Source organism: Clostridium sp. Marseille-Q7071, assembly GCF_965112025.1.
Map to the genome: position 1 here is coordinate 2,718,058 of NZ_CBCOPR010000001.1, position 22,765 is coordinate 2,740,822.

Below are 22,765 nucleotides of genomic sequence, written 5' to 3' on the forward strand. Positions count from 1 at the left end.
TAACAGCATAAAGTGAGGGTTTTCAACATTTTCAAAGCGTTTTAAGAGAAAATTAAGAAAAAACAACAAATATTCTCTAAAAAAGGATTATAAAAAAATCCACCTTTTTGAAGGAATTTTTATATACTCATAGAATAATTTATGTTATAAATATTTAATAGAGTTTAAATTTTATACAAAGGAAGAAAATGATGATAAACGACCTTAATAAGTATAGTAATAATTTATTGAAGGAGACTTTAAAATGGACTTTAAACATATTTCAGTGTTATTAGAAGAGTGCATAGATGCGCTTAATATTAAACAAGATGGTATTTATGTAGATTGTACCCTAGGTGGTGCAGGTCATTCTAATGAAATACTTAAGAAGTTATCAAGTAAAGGAAGATTAATTGGTATAGATCAAGATTTAGATGCTTTAAATGCAGCTAAGGAAAGACTAAAGAATTATGAAAATGTGACTTTCGTGCATAATAATTTTTATAATATAAAAGAAGTATTAGAAGAGTTAAAAATTGAAAAAGTTGATGGCGTTCTTATGGATTTAGGTGTATCTTCCTATCAGTTAGATGAAGCTGAAAGGGGTTTTAGTTATATGAAAGATGCTCCTTTAGATATGAGAATGAATAGAGAAAATAGTTTTTCTGCATATAACGTAATTAATGATTATAGTGAAGAAGAACTTTCAGATGTTATAAAAAGTTTTGGTGAAGAAAAGTTTGCAAAGAGAATAGCTAATTTTATAATTAATAGAAGACCTATTAATACTACTTTAGAACTCTCTAATATAATAACAGCAGCTATTCCAACGAAATTTAGAAGAGAAGGAGGTCATCCTGCTAAAAGAACCTTTCAAGCTATAAGAATAGAAGTTAATAAAGAATTAACTATATTAAATAAAACTATTGAAGATGCAGTTGAATCCTTAAATAAAGAGGGTAGAATTGCTATAATTACTTTTCATTCCTTAGAAGATAGAATTGTTAAAAATAAATTTAAAGAATTACAAGATCCATGTACTTGTCCTAAAGAATTACCTATGTGTGTTTGTGGAAAGACACCAATAGTTAAGTTAATAAGTAAAAAACCTATTGAACCTTCTTTAGAAGAGAAAAATCTAAATTCAAGAAGCAAAAGTGCAAAGCTTAGAGTGGCTGAGAAAATTTAGTTCTAAAAATACTATGGGGGTAGTAAAATGTTAGTAGAAAAAGATAAAAATGTGATAAGTGGCAATACAGTTTTAAAACCTAAGACTACTTCTGTGCCTAAGAGGCAGGAAGATAAAAAACATTCACATAAAACTAAAATAGAAAAGAAACAAATTCTCAAAAGAAGATTAAAGCTTATAAGAAATATAGGACTTAGCTTTGTAGTGGCAATTGTAATTTTATTTAGATATTCTTCTATATATAGAACACAGGGTGATATTATTAAAAAGCAAGAAGAAATATATAATGTTCGTGAGCAAAATGAAAGCATGAAAGTTGAGCTTATCAAATTTAATAATTTAAAGTATATAGAAGATATAGCTACAACTAAGCTAAAAATGAAAAAACCTAATGCTGGAGTTGCTATATATTGCAATTTAGAGCAGGTTGAAGTACCCCATGGTGAAAAAGTCGTTGAAGAATCTAAGGAAGGTTTTTTTGAAAAAATCAAAAATATTTTATTTTAACAGTAAGGTTTTTTGGGGGAGTAATAGTGGCGAAAGGGGAATTGAGAGATAAGGTAATAATTAGAAAGAGATTAAAATATGCCTTATTATTGGCGCTTTTAATATTTATTTACCTCACTTATAGATTAATTACAATAATGTTTATTGAAGGGGATAAATATAAAAGTAAAGGCATTCAACAATGGACAAGTGATGTTAAAATTAATGCAAAGCGTGGAAGAATTTTAGATAGAGATGAAAATGAGTTAGCTATAAGTGCAAATGTATATAGAGTTGACTTGGATTTAAATACTTTAAGGGATTCTTTAAAAGATAAAAAACTAACTATGGAACAAATAGCTCCAGACTTAGCAAACATACTAAGCATGGATAATGATAAGGTGTTAGATATTTTAACAAGACCACTACCAAATGGTAAGCTTAGAGGAGCAGCTATTTTAAAAAGAAGAGTAGAAAAAGATGTAGCTGATGAAATTAAGTCTTATTCTAAGAGTAAAGAACTAAGAGGTGTAGTTGTTTCGCCAGATACTAAGAGGTATTATCCAAATGAGAATTTTGCATCTCATGTTATTGGACATACTAATTCTGATGGAGATGGATTAACAGGTATAGAGTTATATTACAATAAATACTTATCTGGTATGCCAGGAATAAAGATTTCTGAAACTGATAAAAAAAGCGAAGGCTTACCTTATACTATTTCAGATTACAGTAAACCAATAGATGGAAGAGATGTAGTTTTAACTATTGATGAAAAGATTCAATTTTTTGCTGAAAAAGCTGCAGAGCAAGCACTAAGTGATAATGATGCTAGTGCTGTATCAGTATTGGTTATGGATCCTAATACTGGAGAGGTACTAGCTATGGCAAATAAGCCAGATTATAATCTTAACAAACCTTGGCCTGAGAATCTTGATGAAAATGCTATTCAAAAATCTTGGAGAAATAGAGCTGTAAGTGACACCTTTGAACCTGGTTCTATTTTCAAAGTAGTAACAGCAACGGCAGCATTAGAAACTGGTGTTGCAAAAGAAAGTGATACATTTCAATGTGGTGGTTCTTCTAGAATTGGTGGTAGAACTATAAGATGTTGGAAAACAGCAGGACATGGGAGTCAAACTTTTCAAGAGATAATTAAAAACTCTTGTAACGTTGGATTTATGGCTCTAGGTGAAAGATTAGGAAGAGATAATTTAAACAAATATATAACAAAGTATGGTTTTGGACAAAAAACTGGTATTGATTTACCAGGTGAAGCAAAAGGCATAATTAAGCCTACAGAATCTATAACAAATGTGGATTTAGCAACTATTTCCTTCGGCCAAAGTAACACAGTGTCTGCAATTCAATTTATGACTGCTTTTAATGCTATTGCTAATGGTGGAAAGTTAATTACCCCTCATTTAATGAAAGAAGTTATTCATTATGATGAAAATAATAAAAGGATAGTGGATCAAGAGTTTAAACCAAAAGTGAATGAAGGAAATTTTAAGCCAGAGACTATGGCAGATATGAGACGTCATCTTGAAGTGGTTGTAGAAAGTGGAGGTTCTTCAAAGGCTCATATAGCAGGATATCATATAGGGGGCAAAACTGGTACAGCACAAAAAGTTGATCCACAAAGAGGTGGTTATGGAGCCGGAAAATACATTTCTTCATTTGCGGCAATGGCACCAGCTAATGAACCAAAAGTTACCGTATTTATATCAATAGATGAACCTAATCCATCATTATACTATGCTGGTCAAATTGCAGCACCAGCAGGAAAAGGTCTATTTTATGATATATTTAATTATTTAGGATTAAAACCAGATGCTACTTCAGAGGAAGTTAAGGACAGTTTATTAAAAAGTATAGCATTACCAGAAATAAGAGGTTCTAAGAAAAATGACGGTATTAAAATATTAAAAGATAATAATTTAAATGCTAGAATAGAAGGCGATGGCGAGTATATATCAGATATTAGTCCTAAGCCAGGATATATGGTTAAAGAAGGCTCTGAGATTATAGTATATACCAGTGATCAATTAGACTCAGATAACACAGTAGCAGTACCAGATTTGAATGGATATAGTGTAGAAAAAGCCACTGAGCTTTTAGATAGCTTAGGTCTTAAAATAGAGACTCAAGGTGAAGGTGTAGTATCTGAACAAAGTATTGCGCCGGGACAACATGTTAACAAAGGAACAGTAATTACAGTTCATTTACAAATAATTGCGGATTAATTTATCGTATTTCAATTCACAATTTTAATTAATGGAGAATTGACGATGGACAATTGACAATTAAGGTAGAAATTATTTTAAATAAAAATAATTTCTTTAATAGATTTTTAATAAAAGTGACTTGGTCACTTTTAAAGGAAATAAATTTAAAACTTCTCTTGAGAGAAGTATCCATAATTGTCCATTGTCAATAGTCAATTCTCAATTGTATAACGGTAGCATATAATTTATTATGCTACCGATTTGCCATATTTAAACAGAAAGAGGATGTGCACATAGAATTTTAGTGATTTAAAATAAAAAGTCTAAAGAAATTTTCTTAATAAAGCTGAAAGGTTTTAATATTAGAATTTTTGGAGGAATAATAGTGACAAAAGCAAAAACAAAAAATAAAACAATGAATAAGAAAAGAATAAAATATGCATTATTATTTACACTTTTAATATTTATCTACATTTCTTATAGATTATTTACAATAATGTTTATTAAAGGAGATGAATATAAAAGTAAGGGTGTGCAACAATGGACAAATGACTCTAGAATAGACGCAAAGCGTGGAAAAATTTTAGATAGAGATGAAAATGAATTAGCTGTAAGTGCTAATGTATATAGAGTTGACTTAGATTTAAAGGCATTAAGAGAATCTTTAGAAAAGAAAAAATTAACTATGAAACAAATAGCTCCAGATTTAGCACAAATATTGAATATGGATAGTGATACTGTGCTTGAAATTTTAACTGAACCATTACCAAATGGTAAGGAAAAAAATGCAGCTATTTTAAAAAGAAGAATTGAAAAAGAAGTAGCTGATAAGATTAAAGCTTATTCAAAAGAAAAAGATATAATAGGCTTAGTTATTTCAACAGATACTAAGAGATATTATCCCAATGATAATCTAGCATCTCATGCTATTGGACACACAAACTCCGATGGTGAGGGATTAACGGGAATAGAATTATACTATAATAAGTATTTATCTGGTATACCAGGGATAAAAGTTTCTGAAGCGGACAGAAGAAGTGAAGATTTGCCTTATAATGTCTCTGATTATAGCAAACCAGTAGATGGAAGAGATGTAGTTTTAACTATTGATCAAAATATTCAATTTTTTGCTGATAAAGCTGCAGAGAAAGCGTTAGCTGATAATAATGCTAAGGCAGTCTCTATAACGGTTATGAATCCTAATAATGGAGAGATATTAGCTACAGCAAATAAACCAGATTATAATTTGAATGATCCTTGGCCAGAAAATCTTAGTGATAGTGAAACTGAAGCATTATGGAGAAATAGGTCTGTAAGTGATGCTTTTGAACCAGGGTCAATTTTTAAAGTAGTAACAGCTACAGCAGCAATAGAAACTGGACACGTTAAAGAAAATGATAACTTCTATTGTAATGGTTCTTCTACAGTAGGTGGGCGTACTATACACTGCTGGAACACGGACGGACATGGAAATCAAAGTTTTCAAGACATTTTAAAAAATTCTTGTAATGTTGGCTTTATGACTTTAGCAGATAGAATGGGTAAAGAAACTTTAAACAAATATATTGAAAAATACGGTTTTGGCAAAAAAACTGGAATTGATTTACCAGGAGAAACAGAAGGAATAATTAAACCTACAGAGTTAATGGGTGATTCTGATTTAGCAACTATTTCTTTTGGACAAAGTGATACAGTATCAGTAGTTCAATATATGATGGCTTTTAATGCTGTTGCCAATGGTGGAAAATTAATTACTCCTCATTTAATGAAAGAAATTGTTCATTATGATGAGGAGAATAAAAGAGTAGTAGACCAAGAATTCATACCAAAGGTTACAGAAGGAAATTTTAAACCAGAGACTTTGGCGGAAATGAGAAATCATTTAGAAGCAGTTGTAGAAAGTGGTGCTTCATCAAATGCATACATACCTGGTTATCACATAGCAGGAAAGACAGGTACAGCTGAAAAGCCTGATCTTAAAAATGGTGGATATGAAAAAGGTAAGTATATTGGTTCATTTGTAGGTATGGCGCCAGCTAATGATCCTAAGATTACTATACTTATAACAATAGATGAGCCTGATTCATCCCAATATTATGGTGGTCAAATAGCAGCACCGGTAGGAAAAAGTTTATTCTACGACATATTTAATTATTTAGCACTAAAACCAGATGTTACTTCAGAGAAAGATAAGGATAGCTTATTAAAAAACATAGCTACACCTGAAGTGAGAGGAGCTAAAAAAAATGATGGGGTTAAAACTTTAAAGGATAATAATTTAAATGTTAAAATAGAAGGAAATGGTGACTATATAATTGATATTAATCCTAAACCTGGATATATGGTTAAAGAAGGAACAGAAATTACGGTGTATACAGGCAAAGAAATGGAAACTGATACTACAGTAGCAGTACCAGATTTAAGCGGATATAGTAAGGATAAAGCTAGTGAACTTTTAGATAGTTTAGGGCTCCGTATAGAATTTGACGGCGAAGGTACAGTATCAAAACAAAGTATTGCTCCAAGACAACATGTGAAAAAGGGAACAGTAGTTAATGTGACCTTAAAGGTATCTGGAGGTTAATTCAATTCACAATTCACATTTCACAATTGTGGATATTTCTCAGCAGAAGCTGAGAAATTTAGAATTGATTGGTTGTAGCGGCGAACAGTGTTCGCCACACACTAACTAGCAATTGCTAGTTAGAAATCTATTGAAGAAATTATTTTGCTAAAAATAATTTCACCCTTAATTGTGCATTGTTTAAGGTGTTTTTAATTAGCTTATAAGAATTTTTGCTATGAAAACTGAAATATTATATAAATTAAATTTTGACTATATGCAATTTATTGATAAGTCTTTGAATATAGTGTATAAATATATATGTTGATTAATTAAAAGTATTTATACTTTTAATTAATCTGTTATTAACTTTCCATGTTTAGAGAAAAGCTTAAAGGAGTGATATTATGAATTTAAATAAGCTTTTAAAGAATTTTAAGTTTGAATTATTAAATGGAAGCTTAGATATAGAAATAAATAATATACAATACGATTCTAGGAAAATTAATAAAGGAGATGTATTTTTTTGTATAGAAGGACTTACTTTAGATGGTCATAAATATATAAAAAGTGCTATAGATAAAGGTGCAGCTGCAATAATAGTGCAAAAAGAAGTACTAAATTATGAAAATATCACATTAATTAAAGTTGAAGACAGTAGGAAGGCTTTAGCACTAGCTTCATCAAATTTTTATGATAACCCAAGTAAGAAACTTAAGCTTATTGGGATAACGGGAACCAATGGAAAAACAACTTCTACATTTATGATTAAGTCTATATTAGAACAATGTGGTCACAAGGTTGGTCTTATAGGTACTATTGCAAATTATATAGGAGATAAAAAGCTTTATACTGAAAGAACTACTCCTGAATCTTTAGAATTACATCAATTATTCAATGAAATGGTTAAAGAAAATGTTGAATATTGTGTAATGGAAGTTTCCTCTCATTCATTAGAACTGGATAGAGTTTATGGAGTGGAATTTTCAGATAGCATATTTACAAATTTAACTCAAGATCACTTGGATTTTCATAAAACTTTTGAAAACTATTTTAATGCTAAATTGAAATTATTTTTGAATAGTAATATGTCTATAATTAATATGGATGATAGCTATGGGGAAAAAATTATAGATTCAATTGATGGTGATGTAATAACCTATGGATTAAAAAAGAAGGCTATGTTATGGGCTAAGAATTTAAAACTTCATTCAAGGGGAATAGAGTTCACTTTAGTTTATAACGGAGATGAAGAAAATATTAAACTTAGTATTCCAGGTAAATATAATGTTTATAATGCGCTAGGATGTATTGCAGCTACAATACATGAAGGTGTATCTATCCAAGATATAAAGCAGGCTCTTGAAAAGGTAACTGTTCCAGGACGATGTGAGATAGTTACTATAAATCATAATTTAGGATATGATGTAATTGTTGATTATGCCCACACTCCAGATGGCCTTGAAAACATATTAAACTCCGCTAGAGAGTTTACTTTTGGCAGATTGATATCTGTTTTTGGTTGTGGTGGAGATAGAGATAAAAGTAAAAGAGCTATAATGGGCAGCATAGGAAGTAATTTAAGTGATATAGCAGTAATTACTTCTGATAACCCAAGAACAGAAAATCCTATGGAAATAATTGAGGATATAAAAGTTGGATTAAAAAAAGAAAACTATATAATTATAGAAAATAGAAGAGAAGCAATAAAGTATGCTATGAAAATTGCTAGAGATAAAGATGTTATAGTCATAGCCGGCAAAGGGCATGAAGACTATCAAGTACTTAAAGATAAAAGAATTCACTTTGATGAGAGAGAAATTATAAGTGAAATCATAAAGGAGTTGTATGCTTAGATGGAATATTTAGATATAAAGGAGATTACAGACGCCTTAAAAGGTAAGCTTATTGTAAAAGGTACCATAGATAGATTTAATAATGTTGTCATAGATAGTAGAAAGGTAAAGAAAAATGACATTTTTTTTGCCCTTAAAGGAGAAAATTTTGATGGGCATGAATATGTGGTAAATTCTTCATATAAAGGAGCTTCATTATGCATAGTTCATAATGAAGATTTTAGTAAAGAAGACCTTTGTGAGTATACTTCAGTAATATTGGTTGAAGATACTAGAATGGCACTATTAGATTTAGCAAAATATTATAGAGATAAATTAGATATTAAAATAATAGGAATCACAGGTTCCACAGGAAAAACATCTACTAAAGATTTAGTAGCAGCAGTTTTAAGTGAAAAATATAAGGTTTTTAAAACTAAAGGTAATTTTAACAACGAAGTGGGACTACCGCTTATGATATTTAATTTAGATAACTCTTATGATATAGCAGTACTAGAGCTTGGTATGAGTAACTTAAGGGAAATACATAGACTATCTAGAGTTTCAAATCCAGATATGGCAATTATAACTAATATTGGATTGTCTCATATAGAAAATTTAAAGACACAAGAAAATATATTAAAAGCGAAAATGGAAATTACAGACTTTTTTCAGAAGGAAAATGTTTTAATACTTAATGGAGATAATGCTCTACTAAGTGAAATATCTTCAGATAAATATAAAATTATAAAAATTGGTATAGAAAATGATTATAATTTTATGGCAAGTGGAATAATTATAGGTGATAGCAATATAAAATTTAATATAAGAGAAAATAATGTGTTAATTGATGAGACTTTTGTTGTACCTGTTTTAGGAAAACATAATGTACTTAATTCATTATTAGCAATAGCTACAGCTAGAGAATTAAATATGGATTATAAGGATATAAATAAAGGTTTTAATAACTTAGAAGTTACTTCTATGAGACTTGATATATTAAATTGCAATAAGTTTACAGTTATAAATGATGCTTATAATGCAAGTCCTGATTCAATGAAAGCAGCTTTAGAGGTATTAAAGGATTTTAAAGGTGGTAGAAAAATAGCAGTATTGGGCACTATGAAGGAACTAGGAGATGAATCCTATAATGCTCATAAGGAAGTAGCACAGTATGCCAAACTTAAGGGTATTGATTTACTAATAGCAATAGGCGATTTTAAGAAAGCTTTTAAAGATGGTTTTCAAGATAAAAACTGTATATTATTTGAAAATAAAGAAGAAGTAGTAAAATACTTGAATTCTGAAATAAAACTTAATGATGTAATTTTAATAAAAGCCTCTAGATCAATGGAGTTTGAAAGTATTGTAAGTGAAATAGAAAACTTAGATGTTAAGGAGGGGATATAAAATGAGTAAAGTTGTTTATTCTGTATTAGTGGCATTTCTTATATCTTTACTTTTATCACCATTATTGATTCCACTCTTAACTAAATTTAAATTTGGACAGAATATAAGAGATGAAGGACCTAAAAGCCATCTAAAGAAAGCAGGTACTCCTACCATGGGTGGATTAATATTCATTATTGCTTCAGCTATTACTTTATTTGTAGTTCTAAGAACTGTAGCTGATGAGGCAATAATTGCCTTAGTTTCATTAGTTGGATTTGGAATTATAGGAATGCTAGATGATTCTTTAAAAATAATTCATAAGCATAATGAAGGTTTAAAATCATGGCAAAAGATGATACTATTAGTTATTCTTTCAATTTTTCTTGGATACTATGCTTCTACAAGAATTGGAACTGATGTGATAATACCGTTTTTCAATATAACCTTTAACTTAGGACCAATGTTTATACCTTTCATTGTTTTTTACTTTGCAGCGACCACTAACGCGGTTAATTTAACTGATGGATTAGATGGATTAGCTAGTTCAATAACATTATTAGTAATGACTTTTTTTGCACTTGTAAGTTTTGGAATGGGATATTATAATTTATCTATATTTTGTGGAGTGGTAGCAGGAGCATTATTAGGATTTTTACGATATAATTCTTATCCTGCACAGATATTTATGGGGGATACAGGATCTTTAGCTCTAGGTGGAGCTATTGGGGCTGTAGCAATGATACTAAAGCTTGAGCTCTTAGTGTTAATTGTTGGAGGAATATATGTAATTGAAACCCTATCTGTTATTATTCAGGTTATATCTTTTAAACTCACTGGTAAAAGAGTGTTTAAAATGAGTCCACTTCATCACCATTTTGAACTTAGTGGATGGCATGAAAGTAAAATTGTAGCAGTATTTTCTATAATTACTGTAGTATTATGTTTGATAGGATTCTTATCAATTACACCTTAAGGTATCTTAAAAAGCAGCTAATAAATATTCAGGTGTACTTTGTGTCATAGTGAATCAGTATAATTTATAGATACTAATATATTATCTATAGAATATGATTTTGGTCTGGCACAAGATATGTTCAAAATCTTTTACTGATAATTTTGTTTCAGATGCCTAAAATAATATAGGGGGATGAGATATGAAAAAATCCAAGACAAAGCTAGGAGAAATTGATTTTGTGTTATTTGCTACTATTTTAATGTTAGTATCAATTGGGGTGGTTATGGTTTATAGTGCGAGTTCATATTTTGCATCTTTTAAACATAATAATGCGGAGTTTTTTTTATGGAGACAGCTTGCATGGGCAGGCTTGGGGACTTTTGGCATGATAATAACCCTGAACATAGATTATCACAAATATAAAAAACATACAGGAAAACTTATGATTTTAACGGTAATTGTATTGTTACTAGTGTTTCTATTTCCCCCAGTTAATGGTGCTCAGAGATGGATAAAACTTGGGCCAGCATCTTTTCAACCATCAGAAATTGCTAAGTATACAGTGGTGTTATTTACGGCAATGAGCGTTGAACGAAAAGGGGAAAAAATTAAAAGTTTTACTAAAGGAGTTTTGCCATATTTGCTAGTATCTGGATTTTATGCTGGCCTCGTAATTGCAGAACAAAACTTAAGTATAGCTACAGTTATAATGATAGTGACAGTAGGAATGTTATTTGTTGCTGGTACTAAACTAAGATTTATTGGAGGACTAGTAGGAGGACTAGCAGGATTGGTAGGATTAGCAACTTGGCTAAAGCCTTATAGAATGATGAGAATAACAGGTTTTTTAGATCCTTGGGCAGATGCACAAGGAGCAGGATATCAGTTGATTCAATCACTTTTAGCACTGGGGTCTGGAGGGCTTACAGGGGTGGGTATAGGTCAATCAAGACAAAAATGCTTTTACATTCCTGAGCCTCACAATGACTTTATATTTGCAGTTATTGGCGAAGAACTAGGATTTATTGGATGCATGTTCATAATTACTCTATTCATAATATTTTTATGGAGAGGGCTTAGGGCGGCAGTACAAGCGAAAGATGTATATGGTAGCTTATTAGCTACAGGTATAACTGCAGTAGTAATAGTTCAAGCACTTATAAATGTAGCAGTTGTTACTGTTTCTATGCCTACAACAGGGGTGCCTCTTCCTTTTATAAGCTCTGGAGGTTCTTCATTGGTTATAAATATGATGGCAATGGGGATACTTTTAAACATAACTAGACAGAATGCTTATAGCGGTAATTAAAACATTCTAAAAAAAATAACAAGCTAGTATTTTATAGCTTGTTTTCTATCATATTGTGTTATTATAACCCGCCATAGAACCACTATGAGCGGGTTTTGACGTCTTATTTGATATAAAAATAGATTAACATCTTTAGTTTGTTATTTACTTTTATATATGTTATAAGAATAAAATTGACATGGTTATCATGTCAATTTTATTTTTCAGTTCCTAAAATTTCTAGAGTAAATTAATGGTTTTGTAATGAATTTTAATGAAATTAATGTTATTATGTAAGTAATGTAATTTTTCATATAAATATAATGGGTATAGTATAGGTGAAAATAATATGTCTAAATTAAAAAAACAACAAGGTAGTTATATATTAAAAAACAAAGAAAAATTATTAAATAAAAAAAGAAAAATTAAATTTATTAAAAGAGGTATTTTTTTATTTATAGTGTTAACAAGCGTTTTGGTTACTTTATGTTTAAATTTAAGCTATTTTAACATAGCTTCAATAACTGTTAAAGGGAATGAAAATTTGACTAAAGAGGAAATAATAGAAAGGTCTAATATAAAAGTTGGAGAAAACATATTTACACTAAAAACTAATAAAGCCATTAGTAGTGTGAGGGAAAATCCCTATGTAATTACTTCTCATGTTAAAAGAAAATTTCCTAATGAAATTATTGTAACAGTTAAAGAGAGAAAAGCAGCTTTTTATAGCAAATTAAATGAAGAGTTTTATATAATTGACAATGAAGGGATAATATTGGATAAAAAGAAAACCATAGAAAATCCTAATTTGGTAAGATTGGAAGGTATAAATCTTTCAAATCCAACTTTAGGTAGTGAAATTCCTATGGAAAATAAGAAGAAATTAAAGGATATTAATACCTTATCTGATATTATATATGATTATAATTCAACAGATGAGAACGTAAAAATTACCATGATTGAATTAAATAATTTTCTTGATATTAAAATTCATTGTAATAACAACGTTTATATTAAAATTGGTACTGATGACGATATACCAGAAAAATTAGCCAAAGCCTTTAGTATATTAAAGGATAAACAACTTAAAAATATGAAAGGGTATATTGATGTTAGCTTTGATGGAAACCCAGTAATATATAAGCAGGATTAGGAGGGGTTTAATTGAAAAAATTCTCATATCAAATTGCGATAGCACTTATATTTCTTCTTTTAGGATATATGTTAACTACTCAAATCTCAACTATAAATAAACAAACAATTTCTACAGATGAAGAAAAGGCTAATCCAGAAATTATAATTGAAAATGAACATTTGAGAAAGCAAAAGGAACAGCTTGAAAAGCAAATTGATGATCTCAATGCTAAAGCTAAAGAATTTGAAGAAGCAGCAGCAGGAAGAACTGAAGAAAGTACACTTCTTTTACAAGAATTACAACAAACTAGATTACAAACTGGAGCAGTAGATGTAAAGGGACAAGGTATAATTATATATATAACTCCTAAAAAAAATCTATTTGCAAATGATATAAATTTTAGGCCTATATATGATGAACAGTTATTAGGTATAGTTAATGAATTAAATGCAGCAGATGCAGAGGCAATTTCAATAAATGATATAAGATTGACATCACGAAGTGGTATTAGAGATGGTGGAGATAATATCATTATAAACAATGAGAGGATATCCCCTAAGCAGAGAGTTGTAATCAAAGCCATAGGTAATAAAAAATTGTTAGAGGCAGCTTTAAACTTTCCAGGGGTAGTATCAGACAAACTTTTAAAATTGTGTGATGTAACATTTGAAGCTTCAGACGAAGTTATGATAAAGAAAACCAGTGTAAATCAAAAATTTGATTATGCAAAACAAGTTGAAAATAAATAGAGGTGATTAGATGGTAGCATTTATAGGTCTATTAATTGGAATAATATTAGGAATTGTGTGGAATATAAATATCCCTATTAAATTTTCACCATATATATCTGTGGCAATATTTGCCTGTATAGATTCAGTATTTGGTGCAGTAAGAGCTTCTTTAAACAAAGATTTTAGACCAGATATATTTATATCAGGATTTTTCGGTAATGCCCTGTTAGCAGCACTTATGGTGTATCTAGGAGATAAATTAGGTATTCCTATATATTTGGCAGCAGTTATAGTATTTGGAGAAAGAATATTTAACAACTTTGCTGTTATTAGAAGATTACTTATGGATAGAGCAAAATTCCATAATTGAGGTGATTAAATGCAAACTAACGAAGCTACTATATTTTTGTTTATTGCTTCAATTATTGTAGGGTTATTAATTTCTATGAATATTGACCTTGGAAAGTCTAATGCTTTTTTAGATGTTAAGCAATACGAAATTGCTTATAATGAAAGAGGAGATTTACAAAGGGATATAAGCGATTTACAAGGAGAATTAAATGAATTAAATAAAAAAATTAAAAAGTATGAGTACAACTCACAAAATACTTATGGAGTTTTAAATGAGATAAATAAAGAATTAAATGAAAATAAAATGATTTTAGGAACTTTGCCATTACAAGGTGAAGGCATAAGGATTACACTAAATGACTCTCCACAAGTTGGCTTTGGAGGGAAATATGATAGGAATATGCTGATACATGATGCAGATCTTGTTAAAGTGATAAATGAACTTAGAAATGCAGGAGCTGAGGCTATAGCAGTTAATGATTATAGGGTGACTTACAATGCATTCGGAATTTGTTTTGGCTCTAATGTTAATATCAATGGAATAAAGGTAGTAGCACCTTTTTATATAACTGCTATTGGAAATAAAGATGTGATGGAAAATTATTTAGAGACTCAAGAAAATCATGTTAAAAAATTAAAAAGAAGAACATGTTATGTTGAAATTGAAACTTTAAGCAATGTAGAAATACAGTCCTACAATAGCACAATTAAAAGTAATTACTTAAATGAAGTTACAGAGAAATAATATACCAATTTTATGTATTTTTTTGCAGGAATTTTTCAATTTGATGAAGAATATATAAAAGAATATTAATTTTTGTTTTAAGAATCACCATAAGGAGGTCAGAATATTGTCAATTGGACATAATTATGAAGCTATAATGAATAAAATTTCAAAAGAGATTACCTTAATTTCTGTATCTAAGACTAAACCTGTTGAAGATCTAGTTGAAGCTTATGCGGCTGGAGCTAGAGATTTTGGTGAAAATAAGGTGCAAGAGTTAGACATGAAGTATGAACAATTGCCTAAGGATATAAGATGGCATCTCATTGGACATCTACAAAGAAACAAAGTTAAATATTTGGTAGGTAAAGTCCATCTCATACATTCATTAGATAGTGTAAGGTTAGCAGAGGAGATAGAAAAACAATTTTCAGCAAAAAATGAAATTGCTAATGTACTTATTCAAATTAATATAGGAAGAGAAGCTTCAAAAACTGGAATTAAAATAGAAGAGTTAGAAGAGCTAATAAATATTTGTGAAAGTTACAGTTCAATTAAGGTTAGAGGCTTAATGGCTACTATACCTATTGGTAATGAAGAGAGCTGTAGATATTATTTTAGTGAAATGAAAAAAATCTTTGATGACTTAAGTACCAGAAGCTTTAAAAATATCTCTATGGAAATTTTGTCCATGGGAATGACTCATGACTATGAAATTGCTATTGAGGAAGGTAGCAATATGATAAGAGTTGGAGAAGGAATTTTTGGCAAAAGACAGTATAACTAATAATTTAGGAGGTAATCATAAATGGAAAAGAATATGTTTAACAAAGTTTTAACAATTTTAGGAATGGATGACAATATTGATGAAGAAGAAATGGATGAATTTGAAGAGCAAGAAGAAAATGAAGATGCCATTGATATAGAAACTTTTGCTTCAACTACTAAAAAACAAAATAAAATTGTAAATATCCACACAGCAACTTCTGCTAAAGTAGTAATAATAAAACCACAAGAATATGATGAAGCAACAGCTATAGTGGACAACTTAAAAAATAGAAAAATAGTTCTTGTAAATATAAATGGTATAGAACAAAAGGTTGGACAGAGAATATTGGATTTTTTAATTGGAGCTGTATATTCATTAGAAGGAGATCTTCAGCAGGTAGAAAAAGGTGTATTTATACTATGTCCTTCAAATGTTGAAGTCACTAATGATTTAAAAAGTGAACTATCAAGTAAAGGACTTTTTAGCTGGCCTAAATAATGGTGGGACAAATGATAATTAGAATAGTAAATATCTTTTTTGAAGTAATTAAAGCTACAATTTTAATAGAAGTATTATTAACTTGGATACCTAATGGGAGATATAGTAAGGTAGGTCAATTTATAAGAACATTTACAGCTCCAATTATGGAGCCAGCAGAAAAAATAAATGATTTATTTCTAAAGGGTTTTGTTATTGATTTTTCTCCTATAATTGCTTATTTCTTAATATATGTTATACAGGGAATTATATTATCGGTATTGGTAAGAATATAATATGAATATTATAACAAAAGAAGCTTTTATAAATAATTTTTTAGAATATGAGAATAATTCAATATCAAAGCTTTATGATCAAATTATTTTAGCAAAAAAAATTAATGGGACAATATACAGCAAAGTTTTTACATACCCTGATATTTATAAAAAACTTAAGAATATGGAGAATAATCTACAAGTTAAGGTTTATTGTAATGGGGTTTTTGAAGAATTTGATAGAGCAATGTTAGCCTTTGACTGTTATGAAGAACCTCATTATTATCCTATAGATTTATTAAAGATATGTAATAAATCCAAATTTAAAAATCTACAACATAAGGATTATTTAGGTGCAATAATGTCTCTAGGAATAAAAAGAGAACTATTAGGTGATTTAATTCTAGAGGAAGAATGTTGTTATGTACCTGTATATAATGAAATTACAGATTTTATTATACTTAACTTGACTAATATTAACACTTGTCCTTGTGAAGTTATAATAGTAGATGAGTCATTAAAAAATGCACCTAAAATTAAATTTGAAGAAAGAACTATAGTAGTTACATCTTTAAGGTTAGATAATATAATTAGTTCCTTATGTAATGTATCTCGAAGTAAGGCTTTAGAACTTATAGAAGGTAACAAAATATTGCTAAACCATATTGGAATTTCAAAAAAGGATAAATTACTTTGTAGTGGAGATATATTGACTATTAGAGGTTATGGAAAATTTAAGATTTGTGATTTTATAAATAAAACACAAAGCCAAAGACTTAGAATTTCTATAAAAAAGTACAATTAATTAGGGGTGATTTACGTGAGATTAACTTCAATAGATATTAATAATAAAGAATTTAAAAGATCTATGAGAGGATATAATTTAGATGAAGTTGATGAATTTCTAGAAAAAGTTTCAGAGGATTATGAAGGAATTTATAAAGAAAATGCAACTTTAAAAGAAAGAATTTCAGTTTTTGAAGATAAATTAGATCATTATTCAAAAATAGAAGCAACAATTCAAAGTACGCTATTATTGGCACAAAATGCTGCTGAACAAGCTAAGATAACAGCACAAAATGAAGCTGAACTTATACTTAGAAATGCTAATGAATCTGCAAAGAAGATTTTAGATAAAGCACATAGTGATGTACTTCAAATTAATGATGAGTTTGACAAAACTAAGCAAGAGTTTTTAAAATTTAGAACTAAGTTTAGAAATTTTATGGTAAGCCAATTAGAAATGTTTGAATCTTTGGAAAAGGATTTTGATAAGAACTATAATATATCAAATATTATAGAAGAAAATGTAGAAGAAAAGGGCTTAGACAATTTAAAAGAACCAGATTTAGATAAAGAAAATTTAAATTATGATGCTACAGAACTAGAAGAAATAAAGAGCTTTTTTGCTAATAATGATTAAAATCTCACTTTTACAGTGAGATTTTTTTAACTAAAGTTTGGTATAATATGAATATATAGATACAATCTTTAAAGAATTGACTATTGACGATTTTTCTTAATTCACAATTCATGATGCACAATTCACAATTGAGGATATTTCACAGTGAAAACTGAGAAAATTAAAATTGATTCTGTAGCGGCGAACAGTGTTCGCCACATATTATTACATTAATATTAAATTATAAGACAGATAAAAAACTGGCGAACACTGTTCGCACCTACAAAAATGCATTAAAGAAATTATTTTTACTAAAAAAATTTCAGCCGCAATTGTGCATTGCGAATTGTACATTAAAATAATTGGTCGTATTTTAAAAGGAGAAAGTATATGAAAGAAATCTGTATAAATAGTAGAAACAAAAATTATAAGGTTTATATAGATAATGATATTAGTAAAATATTTTTAGCTTTTAATGAGCATAAATTAAAGAGTACAGATAAATTTTATATAATAACCGATGATAAAGTTTATTCATTGTATGAAAAAAAGCTAAAATTGCTAATGAGAAATTATAATTATAAAATTTTTGTTTTTAATCAGGGAGAAGAAAATAAAACTTATAAAACCGTAGAAGAAATTTATAATTTTTTGATAGAAAATAATGCAGATAGAAATAGCATATTAATTGCTTTTGGTGGAGGTATTGTTGGAGATATAGTTGGATTTGTAGCTGCAACATTTATGAGAGGTATAAAATATATAAATGTACCTACTACATTAATATCACAGGTAGACAGTGCTATAGGTGGCAAAGTAGCTTATAATATAAAGGGAATAAAAAATGCTATAGGTTGTTTTTATGATCCTATATTTGTGTTTGTTTCCGTTAACTTTTTAAAGACTTTAAATAAAATGCAATTTATAAGTGGTCTTGGTGAAGTTATAAAATATGGTCTCATAGAAAGTCCAGAGCTATTAAAGTATATAAAAGAAAATATTAAAGCTATAATGGAATTAGAAAATGATAAGTTATTATATATAGTTAAAGAATGTTTAAAAATTAAGGCTTCGGTAGTTGAGAAGGATTATGAAGATTTAGGATATAGAAATATATTAAATTTTGGGCATACTATAGGTCATGCTATAGAGTCAGATTCAAATTATTTAATTCCACATGGTATAGCAGTGGCTTTAGGTAGTTTAACTTCCATAAAAATATCTGAAATGAAATTAAAATTGAATACAAACATCTATAAAGAAATAGAAAATCTCTATAAAAAAATAAATATAGAAACCTTTTACAAAGTTGACAATTTGGACTTGTTTTTGTATTCTATAAAGCATGATAAGAAAATGGAAGGTAATAATATAAAATTTACATTGCTAGAAGATGTTGGTGCTTGTAAAATAAAGATAGATGTTAGTGAAGAGGAAATAATAGAAGCACTAAAGGAAAGCATAGGAAGGAGTTATTAATATGACAATTGGAATAATAGGTGCCATGGAAGAAGAGGTACAAATTTTAATAGATGAAATGCAGGTTGAAAGTAAAATTGAAAAGGCAAATATGTGCTTTAATAAAGGTAGAATTTTTGGTAAAGAAGTAGTAATTGTAAAGAGTGGAATAGGCAAGGTAAATGCAGCTGTTTGTACTCAAATATTAGTAGATGATTATAAGGCAAATGCTGTTATAAACGTTGGAATAGCTGGAGGTATAGGGGAAGAAATATATCCAGGAGATATAGTTATTGCTAGCGATTTAGTTCAACATGATATGGATACTTCAGCTTTTGGAGATAAGATAGGACAAATTCCACGAATGGATGTTTTTGATTTTAAATGTGATAGTAAGCTTATAAAATATGCAAAAAATGCTTGTGAAGATCTTAAGGACCATAAAAGTTTTGTTGGAAGAATAGTATCAGGAGATCAGTTTATTGCAAATGTAGAGAAAATTAGATGGTTAAAGAATGAGTTCGAAGCTTTAGCTTGTGAAATGGAAGGCGCTAGTATAGCTCATGTTGCATATTTAAATAATATTCCCTTTATAATAATACGATCTATATCAGATAATGCAAATAATGGTGCTCATATGGATTATGAGAAGTTTAAAGATATAGCAGTAGAAAACTCCAACAATATATTAAAGAACATGCTAAGAGCTATGTAGGTGAGCATTTTATGGAAAATTTATTAGTAGGAAATAATAGTGGTCCTAAAATAATAGTTAAAGTAAAAGATATAACTATTGGTGAAAAAGAGAAAGTAATAATATCTGGTCCTTGTTCTGTAGAAAATTATAATACTATGAAAGAAATTGGAAAAGAATTAAAAGATATGGGAGTACATATTTTAAGAGGAGGAGCTTTTAAGCCTCGAACTTCTCCTTATGATTTTCAAGGACTTAAATATGAAGGAGTAAAAATTCTTCATGAGGTTGGAAAAGAGTTTAATATGCCTATAGTAACAGAAATAATGGATGCAAGAGATATTGAAAAATGTATAGATTATATAGATATGATACAAGTAGGCTCAAGAAATATGTACAATTATACATTGCTTAAAGAATTAGGCAAGTGTAATTTACCTATATTATTAAAAAGAGGCATGAGTGCTACAATAACTGAGTGGCTCAATGCTGCAGAATATATTATGTCTAGTGGGAATGAAAGTGTAGTGCTTTGTGAAAGAGGTATTAGAACCTTTGAAACCTATACTAGAAACACTTTAGATTTAAATAGTGTAGCGGTAATAAAAGAAAAATGCAGAATACCGATAGTTGTAGATCCTAGTCATGGAACAGGTAGAAGAGAGCTAGTAGAAAGAATGGCTATAGCAAGCATTGCCAGTGGAGCTGATGGAGTTATGATAGAAAGTCATATAGAGCCAGATAGAGCAATTTCTGATTCAAAGCAAACTGTATCTATGGATATAATGAAATCTATAGTTTCAAAAGTTAATGAATTAAAAAATATTTTTTAGGAGATATAACTCTATGGATTTAGTAGTTGAAGGATATAAGAAGTTTAAAGATTTAGTTATTAATGTACCTGGAGATAAATCTATTGCACATAGATCCTTAATAATTGGTTCCATGCCAAAGGGAAATTATAATATTTATAATTTCCCTTTTAGTGAAGATTGTTTATCAACAGTCCAATGTATGAAAGAATTGGGTGTTGACGTTGTTTTACATGAAAATAAACTGTCTGTAACTTCTCCTGGCTATAAAAATTTCAATGATAAAGTAGAAGTTTTAAATGTTAACAATTCTGGAACTGCTGCAAGATTGTTAAGTGGACTTTTGAGTGGATGTAATATAGAAACTACACTAATTGGAGATAATTCATTGAGTAATAGGCCAATGAAAAGAATTGTAGAGCCCTTAAGATTAATGGGGGCGAAAATTTGTTGTAAAGATGAAAAACTTCCTTTGAAATTTAAGAAAAATAATGGATTAGAAGGTATTAAATATGAGCTTCCTGTTGCATCGGCGCAAGTAAAATCTTGTATTTTAATTGGAGGGTATTTATCAAAAGGAAGAACAGAAGTTATAGAAAATATACCTACTAGAGATCATACAGAAAATATGTTTAAATATCTAGGAGGCCATATTGAGAGAAAGGAAAACACTATTGCTATAGAGAACTCCTCTATGGATTCAAAGGACATATTTGTTCCTGGCGATCCTTCTTCAGCAGCTTTTTTGATTGGAGCAACCCTATTAGGAGAAAACTCTTCCATAAAAATTGAAAATGTTCTACTAAATAAAGGAAGGATAAAGTATATTGAAATTCTAAAAAAAATGGGTGGCAAAATTACAGTAAATAATAAAGGATATATAAATGAAGAACCTGTAGGAGATATTATAGTTTATAGTAGTGAGCTAAATGAAGTAATTGTAGAAAGTGAAGATATACCCAGTATTATAGATGAAATACCAATGTTAAGTGTAGTTGCAGCTTTTAGCAGTGGGAAAACTGTATTTAAAGAAATAGAGGAACTAAAATATAAAGAGTGTAATAGAGTAGAAGCTATAATAAACAATTTAAAGAGTTTAGGAATAGAGGCATATTATAATGATAATAATATTGAAATATTAGGATTAAATGATTATATTAGAAAAGATGCCTATATAAATTCTTATAAGGATCACAGAATTGCATTAGCCTTTTTAATAGCCTCTATGAGAAATAAAGGAGTAACTACTATTGGTGATTACCAATGTAGTAATGTTTCTTTTCCTAATTCATTAGTGTATTTTAAAAATATTATAAATATAATTAATGAATTGTAATAAAATTTAGCTATATTGAGAAAATAATTAAGAGTAGTAAATTTATTAGCTTTTATTTGAGGAGTGGATAAAAATGGACAAAACTAGGCTTAATTATTTTAGAGATAAGTTATTAAAGGAAAAAAACAAGGTAAATCAGATAATAAATCAAATTGAGAGCAATGGAACGGTAAATTCAAATGTGGAGATGTCTTCTGAGCTTTCACATTATGATAATCATGGAGCAGATGCAGCAGGAAATCTATTTGATATACAGAGAGATACGGCACTTAAGGACAATGAAGTAACTATTTTAAATAAAATAGATAATGCACTTAAAAACATAGAAAGTGGAGAATATGGCAACTGTAAAATATGTAAGAAGCCTATACCACAAGGAAGGCTAGAATTTATTCCTTATGCTGAACACTGTGTACATTGTCAAAATAGTATAAATGATGCTGTTCCTGATGACATTAACAATAGACCTTCGGAAGAACGGGTATTAGGACTTCCTTTTAGATATGGATTTAATGATAATACATCTTTAGTAGAGTTCGACGGAGAAGATAGCTATCAAGCAGTTGCTAGATTTAATGCTATGGATAACGTATATGATGAAGATTATGATGATGACAATTATTATGTAGATCACATGGATCTAATTAGTAATGAACAGTATAAAAATCAATTACCAGACTAAAAAT

The 22,765-nt window shown here is 29.1% G+C and carries 22 protein-coding genes; all 22 read left to right on the forward strand.

The window, feature by feature from the left end:
* Nucleotides 1-244 precede the first annotated feature (244 nt).
* The 22 genes from rsmH to ACWPW7_RS12830 all read left to right on the forward strand — a co-directional run bounded on the left by rsmH (nt 245) and on the right by ACWPW7_RS12830 (nt 22,761).
* On the forward strand, nt 245-1,168 hold the full coding sequence (gene rsmH / locus ACWPW7_RS12725; protein ID WP_454053808.1) for a 16S rRNA (cytosine(1402)-N(4))-methyltransferase RsmH: 924 nt from the start codon (nt 245-247) through the stop codon (nt 1,166-1,168).
* Between the two features lie 27 nt (nt 1,169-1,195).
* Nucleotides 1,196-1,675 (forward strand): septum formation initiator family protein, encoded by a 480-nt coding sequence (locus ACWPW7_RS12730; protein WP_291561965.1) that lies wholly within the window; start codon nt 1,196-1,198, stop codon nt 1,673-1,675.
* Nucleotides 1,676-1,701: 26 nt separating this feature from the next.
* Nucleotides 1,702-3,900, forward strand: coding sequence for a stage V sporulation protein D (locus ACWPW7_RS12735; protein ID WP_454053809.1), 2,199 nt, complete (start codon nt 1,702-1,704; stop codon nt 3,898-3,900).
* 367 nt (nt 3,901-4,267) lie between these two features.
* Nucleotides 4,268-6,466: a stage V sporulation protein D gene (locus ACWPW7_RS12740; protein ID WP_454053810.1), complete on the forward strand. Its 2,199-nt coding sequence runs from the start codon at nt 4,268-4,270 to the stop codon at nt 6,464-6,466.
* A 386-nt stretch (nt 6,467-6,852) separates the two neighbouring features.
* Complete coding sequence (locus ACWPW7_RS12745) at nt 6,853-8,301, forward strand: UDP-N-acetylmuramoyl-L-alanyl-D-glutamate--2,6-diaminopimelate ligase (RefSeq protein WP_454053811.1); 1,449 nt, start codon at nt 6,853-6,855, stop codon at nt 8,299-8,301.
* On the forward strand, nt 8,302-9,690 hold the full coding sequence (locus ACWPW7_RS12750) for a UDP-N-acetylmuramoyl-tripeptide--D-alanyl-D-alanine ligase (protein WP_454053812.1): 1,389 nt from the start codon (nt 8,302-8,304) through the stop codon (nt 9,688-9,690).
* A gap of 1 nt (nt 9,691) precedes the next feature.
* Nucleotides 9,692-10,645, forward strand: coding sequence for a phospho-N-acetylmuramoyl-pentapeptide-transferase (gene mraY, locus ACWPW7_RS12755; protein ID WP_454053813.1), 954 nt, complete (start codon nt 9,692-9,694; stop codon nt 10,643-10,645).
* Nucleotides 10,646-10,826: 181 nt separating this feature from the next.
* Complete coding sequence (spoVE, locus tag ACWPW7_RS12760; protein WP_291561983.1) at nt 10,827-11,936, forward strand: stage V sporulation protein E; 1,110 nt, start codon at nt 10,827-10,829, stop codon at nt 11,934-11,936.
* A 328-nt stretch (nt 11,937-12,264) separates the two neighbouring features.
* The gene (locus ACWPW7_RS12765) at nt 12,265-13,068 is read left to right on the forward strand and encodes a cell division protein FtsQ/DivIB (RefSeq protein ID WP_454053814.1); all 804 of its coding nucleotides are present in this window, start codon (nt 12,265-12,267) and stop codon (nt 13,066-13,068) included.
* Between the two features lie 11 nt (nt 13,069-13,079).
* Nucleotides 13,080-13,799, forward strand: a complete 720-nt coding sequence (locus ACWPW7_RS12770) for a DUF881 domain-containing protein (protein WP_291561990.1) — start codon at nt 13,080-13,082, stop codon at nt 13,797-13,799.
* Nucleotides 13,800-13,809: 10 nt separating this feature from the next.
* Nucleotides 13,810-14,151: a small basic family protein gene (locus ACWPW7_RS12775; RefSeq protein WP_291561992.1), complete on the forward strand. Its 342-nt coding sequence runs from the start codon at nt 13,810-13,812 to the stop codon at nt 14,149-14,151.
* A gap of 9 nt (nt 14,152-14,160) precedes the next feature.
* Complete coding sequence (locus ACWPW7_RS12780; RefSeq protein ID WP_312573560.1) at nt 14,161-14,877, forward strand: DUF881 domain-containing protein; 717 nt, start codon at nt 14,161-14,163, stop codon at nt 14,875-14,877.
* Nucleotides 14,878-14,983: 106 nt separating this feature from the next.
* The gene (locus tag ACWPW7_RS12785) at nt 14,984-15,643 is read left to right on the forward strand and encodes a YggS family pyridoxal phosphate-dependent enzyme (protein ID WP_454053815.1); all 660 of its coding nucleotides are present in this window, start codon (nt 14,984-14,986) and stop codon (nt 15,641-15,643) included.
* Nucleotides 15,644-15,664: 21 nt separating this feature from the next.
* Nucleotides 15,665-16,123: a cell division protein SepF gene (locus ACWPW7_RS12790; RefSeq protein ID WP_291561998.1), complete on the forward strand. Its 459-nt coding sequence runs from the start codon at nt 15,665-15,667 to the stop codon at nt 16,121-16,123.
* 11 nt (nt 16,124-16,134) lie between these two features.
* Nucleotides 16,135-16,398 (forward strand): YggT family protein, encoded by a 264-nt coding sequence (locus ACWPW7_RS12795; RefSeq protein ID WP_291562000.1) that lies wholly within the window; start codon nt 16,135-16,137, stop codon nt 16,396-16,398.
* A 1-nt stretch (nt 16,399) separates the two neighbouring features.
* Nucleotides 16,400-17,182, forward strand: coding sequence for a YlmH family RNA-binding protein (locus ACWPW7_RS12800; RefSeq protein WP_454053816.1), 783 nt, complete (start codon nt 16,400-16,402; stop codon nt 17,180-17,182).
* A gap of 15 nt (nt 17,183-17,197) precedes the next feature.
* Nucleotides 17,198-17,800 carry a DivIVA domain-containing protein gene (locus tag ACWPW7_RS12805; protein ID WP_291562006.1) on the forward strand — a complete coding sequence of 201 codons (603 nt, stop codon included), beginning with the start codon at nt 17,198-17,200 and terminating at the stop codon, nt 17,798-17,800.
* Nucleotides 17,801-18,169: 369 nt separating this feature from the next.
* Complete coding sequence (gene aroB / locus ACWPW7_RS12810; protein ID WP_454053817.1) at nt 18,170-19,258, forward strand: 3-dehydroquinate synthase; 1,089 nt, start codon at nt 18,170-18,172, stop codon at nt 19,256-19,258.
* 1 nt (nt 19,259) lies between these two features.
* Entirely contained in the window at nt 19,260-19,952 is a 693-nt protein-coding gene (locus ACWPW7_RS12815) for a 5'-methylthioadenosine/adenosylhomocysteine nucleosidase (protein WP_454053818.1), read from the forward strand.
* Between the two features lie 11 nt (nt 19,953-19,963).
* Nucleotides 19,964-20,764, forward strand: a complete 801-nt coding sequence (gene aroF / locus ACWPW7_RS12820; RefSeq protein ID WP_291562014.1) for a 3-deoxy-7-phosphoheptulonate synthase — start codon at nt 19,964-19,966, stop codon at nt 20,762-20,764.
* A 13-nt stretch (nt 20,765-20,777) separates the two neighbouring features.
* Entirely contained in the window at nt 20,778-22,079 is a 1,302-nt protein-coding gene (gene aroA, locus ACWPW7_RS12825) for a 3-phosphoshikimate 1-carboxyvinyltransferase (protein ID WP_454053819.1), read from the forward strand.
* 73 nt (nt 22,080-22,152) lie between these two features.
* Entirely contained in the window at nt 22,153-22,761 is a 609-nt protein-coding gene (locus ACWPW7_RS12830) for a TraR/DksA C4-type zinc finger protein (RefSeq protein ID WP_454053820.1), read from the forward strand.
* The last annotated feature ends 4 nt before the right edge of the window (nt 22,762-22,765 follow it).